This is a genomic window from Sphingomonas sp. (assembly GCF_035555815.1).
Lineage (GTDB): Bacteria > Pseudomonadota > Alphaproteobacteria > Sphingomonadales > Sphingomonadaceae > Sphingomonas.
Map to the genome: position 1 here is coordinate 1 of NZ_DATMGG010000194.1, position 2,800 is coordinate 2,800.

The 2,800-nt window shown below is 67.1% G+C and carries 2 protein-coding genes and 1 pseudogene; all 3 read right to left on the bottom strand.

Annotated elements, in window-relative coordinates; all coding sequences use genetic code 11:
• A partial coding sequence (ilvN, locus tag VNR91_RS11210) for an acetolactate synthase small subunit (protein ID WP_325490855.1) occupies positions 1-409 on the bottom strand: 409 nt, incomplete at its 3' end.
• A gap of 4 nt (positions 410-413) precedes the next feature.
• Positions 414-2,159, bottom strand: a complete 1,746-nt coding sequence (locus VNR91_RS11215; protein WP_325490856.1) for an acetolactate synthase 3 large subunit — start codon at positions 2,157-2,159, stop codon at positions 414-416.
• Positions 2,160-2,248: 89 nt separating this feature from the next.
• Positions 2,249-2,800, bottom strand: a pseudogene (locus VNR91_RS11220) (tRNA (adenosine(37)-N6)-dimethylallyltransferase MiaA); the annotation flags it as partial.

Below are 2,800 nucleotides of genomic sequence, written 5' to 3' on the forward strand. Positions count from 1 at the left end.
CGCCGGTCACCTCGAACACGAAGCTGGCGGTGGTCGCGTCGACCACGCGGGCGCGATAGACCTCGCCCAGCCGCAGCGCCTCGATCCGGTGGTCGCCCGTGCCGCGCACCTTGACCAGCGCCAACTCGCGCTCAACGTGGGGGCCGAGCGCGGTCAGGTCGGTCACCTTGTGCACCGGCACCAGCCGATCGAGCTGGGCGATGATCTGTTCCATCACCGGGGCCGACGCCGAGGTGACGATGGTGATCCGGCTGATCAGGTGATCGTCGCTAATCTCGCTGACCGTCAGGCTCTCGATATTATAGCCGCGCGCGGTGAACAGGCCGGCGATCCGGGCGAGGATGCCAGGTTCGTTGTCGACCAGGATGGCGAGCGTGTGCCGCCCGACGGATTCTTCCTTGATATGCATGGGATCAGACCAGCGCCTTGGCTTCGTCGTCCATTTCGCCGGACACTTCGGCGGCCTGGAGGATCATGTCGGTATGCGCGGCGCCCGATGGGATCATCGGGAAGCAGTTGGCCAGTTTCGCCACGCGGCAATCGACCATCACCGGCCCGTCATGCGCCAGCATCGCGTCGATGCCGTCATCGAGTTCGCCCGGCGCGTCGATGCGGATGCCCTTCCAGCCATAGGCTTCCGCTAGCCGAACGAAATCGGGGAGCGAATCCGAATAGCTCTCCGAATAGCGCGACTGATAGGTCAGTTCCTGCCACTGGCGGACCATCCCCATATATTCGTTGTTGAGGATGAACACCTTGACCGGCAGGCGATACTGGGTGGCGGTGCCCAGTTCCTGGATGTTCATCTGGATCGACGCTTCGCCGGCGATGTCGATCACCAGCGCACCCGGATTGCCGAGCTGCGCGCCGATCGCGGCGGGAAGGCCATAGCCCATCGTGCCGAGCCCGCCCGAGGTGAGCCATTTGTTCGGCGCCTCGAACCCGAAATGCTGCGCGGCCCACATCTGGTGCTGGCCGACCTCGGTCGAGATGATCGGCGCACGCGCCTTGGTGGCCTCGTACAGCGCGCGGATCGCGCGTTGCGGCATGATCGCGTCGCCGCCCTCCGCGAAATCGAGGCAGCGCACCGCGCGCCACCCTTCGATCCGGCGCCACCATTCGCCGAGATCGGGCTTCGGGTGCTGGCGCGCCTTCCACAGCTTGACCATCGCGTCCAGCGCATGGCCGGCGTCGGCGACAATGGCCAGGTCGATCCGCACCGTCTTGTTCACCGACGAGCGGTCGATGTCGATGTGGACCTTGCGGCTGTTGGGGCTGAACGCATCGAGCCGGCCAGTGACGCGATCGTCGAACCGCGCGCCGATCGCGATCACCAGATCGGCCTGGTTCATCGCCCAATTGGCCTCATAGGTGCCGTGCATCCCCAGCATCCCCAGCCATTGCGGCGAGGAGGCGGGGATGGCGCCCAGACCCATCAGCGTCGAGGTGACCGGCGCGCCGGAAATCTTCGCCAGTTCGCGCAGCATCTGCGAGGCGGCGGGGCCGGCGTTGATCACGCCGCCGCCGGTGTAGAACACCGGGCGCTCGGCGGCGGCGAGCATGTCGACTGCCGTCTCGATCGCCTTGAGATCGGGCTTGATCTGCGGGCGATAGGTCTTGTGCTGGATCGGGCCGGGCTTCTGGTAGGTGGCGGTCGCGACCTGGACGTCCTTGGGAATGTCGATCACCACCGGACCGGGGCGGCCGGACGTGGCGATGTGGAACGCCTCATGCACCACCGCGCCCAGCCGCGCCGGATCCTTCACCAGATAATTGTGCTTTGTGCAGTGCCGCGTGATGCCGACGGTGTCCGCCTCCTGGAACGCATCGGTGCCGATCAGCGCGGTCGGCACCTGGCCGGTGATCACCACCATCGGGATCGAATCCATCAGCGCGTCGGTGATGCCCGTCACCGCATTGGTCGCGCCGGGGCCGGAGGTGACGAGCACCACGCCCGGCTTGCCTGTCGAGCGGGCATAACCCTCCGCCGCGTGGGTCGCCGCCTGTTCGTGGCGGACGAGGATGTGGCGGATCTTCTTCTGCTTGAACAGCGCGTCGTAGATCGGAAGGACCGCGCCCCCCGGGTAGCCGAAGACGACCTCCACGCCGAGATCGCACAGCGCCTCGACCAGGATATCGGCTCCGCTCTTCTCTGCCACGTCTCGCTCCCTCACACACACGTTCGCAGGCGCAATATCGCGCCGGCGTGGAGGGGCCTGCTAGTCGCAGGAAAACTACGTGTCAACGGCTATTGGCGTAATCTTATTTCAATGTCATCGATCGTTTCTGTTGTAACCAATCCCGTGACGCGGGCCCAGTCGTCCGGGGGCTGATTACGGAACCATGTATATTGCCGCTTCGCATATTGCCGCGTCGCCGCCTGCGCCTGGGCGAGCGCTTGTTCGCGGGTGAGCTTGCCCGACCGCCAGTCGGCGATTTCGCGTACGCCTATCGCGCGAAGCACCGGGGCGGCATCGGGCAGGGATCTGCGCTGCAGTGCGGCGACTTCTTCAACCGCGCCGCCGTCGAACATCGCCTCGAGCCGCGCGTCGCAGCGCGCCACCAGCCACGCGCGATCGGGCAGCAGGATCGTCGGGACGAGCCGATAGGCACCGGCGATGCCGCCGACCCGCTCCGCCTGCCAGTCGGCGAGCGGGCGACCGGTCGCGCGCACCACCTCCAGCGCGCGGGCGACGCGGGTGGTATCGGTCGGGCGCAGCCGCGCGGCGGCGGCGGGATCCTCGACCGACAGTGCGGCCTGGGCCTGCGCTACCGGCAGCGCGCGCGCCTCCGCCCGGAC